At 71.9% G+C, this 1,265-nt stretch carries 1 pseudogene; it reads left to right on the forward strand.

Annotation, left to right across the window (positions count from 1 at the left end):
- A pseudogene (locus tag HUK82_RS16645) lies at window positions 1-1,092 on the forward strand (hypothetical protein); the annotation flags it as partial.
- Between the last annotated feature and the right edge of the window lie 173 nt (window positions 1,093-1,265).

Below are 1,265 nucleotides of genomic sequence, written 5' to 3' on the forward strand. Positions count from 1 at the left end.
GGGTTCGCGGGGATGATGCTGGGGGCCTGTGGCGCCGTGCGTTGCGACGATGCGTGGCGGGCCGCCGCGCTGCTGGTGCGGGCCTCCGGCGGCAAGGCGTTGCTGGTCGTGGCACTGGGGGTGCTGGCGCGGTCGGAGGATTTGCCGACGATCGTGCATGCCGCAGCCGATACGGTGTCGCTTCTGGTGGCGGGAGGGACGCTCGGCTGGGTGGCGCTTCTGTGCGGTCTGGCGGCCCTGTTGCGCGGAGCCGGCAGCCGGGACCTGCGCTCGCTGGGTGGGCTCGGCCGGCTGATGCCCCGTTCCGCGGCGCTGCTGTGTAGCGGCATTCTGATCGTGTCGTCCGTTCCGCCGCTCGTCGGGTTTTCGGTGCTGTGGCTGGTGGTGCAGATCGTGCTGGCTCTGCCGGACGCCAGTCCGTTGGAGACGGGGGCGGCCGTTGCGGTGATCGCGCTGCTTGGCCTTGCGATGACGCTGGAGGGGCTGGCGCTGTTTCGACTGGTGGCGCTGATTGTTCTGGGTCGCCCGCGTCGCCCCCGCGGGGCGGCCGCGACGGACCCCGCCGGGCGTGCCTTGGTACCCGGCTACGCGGCGCTGTGTGCGGCGCTTGTCATCGGCGTTGTTCCGGGGCTGGGAACGAGGTTCATTCTGGCGGCCGGGGGGGCTGCTAGGGCGCCGTGGCTGCATCTGGCAGGGCCGGACGGCGCGTCGGGATTCAGTCCAACCCTGTGGGTGCTGGTCATGTTCGTCGCCGTCGTGGTGGCGGTCTGGTGGGCCGGGGTCAGACCGGGGCAGGACGAGCGGAGCCTGATGTGGGCACAAGGGCAGGAGCCGCCGCCCCCCTGGCTTGTGTTCGGCGAGCCGGAGACGCAGATGGGCGCCGCGTCGCTGGCGGCAGTGGTATTGGATCGCGTGGTCTGTCAGGGGGTTGCGGTCCCGGCGCGACGGGCGCGACTCCGAACGGTTCGCAGGGTCCACCGGTGCATGCTGCGTCTTGAACACGGCCGGGAGACGGTGACGTCGCGCGGGGGCGTCGTGTTCGTGATCGTGCTGGCGGCGGCGTTGGCGATGCTGGGCTGGTGGCCGCAATGACGGCGTTGGTCTCGGCCATGCTTGGGCTGTTGTGGACCAGTGTCGCGGTTGCGGCATTGCTGGGCCTGTGTCTGCTGTTCGGCGACGTGCGCATGGCGATGCGGGGCTGGCTGGCGGGCGCGGTCGTGGGGCCTCCGGGGGGACGCTGGCGCGCGGTTCGCGCCGGGCGCCAG

It is taken from the genome of Ameyamaea chiangmaiensis, from assembly GCF_013376175.1.
GTDB classification, from domain to species: Bacteria; Pseudomonadota; Alphaproteobacteria; order Acetobacterales; family Acetobacteraceae; genus Ameyamaea; species Ameyamaea chiangmaiensis.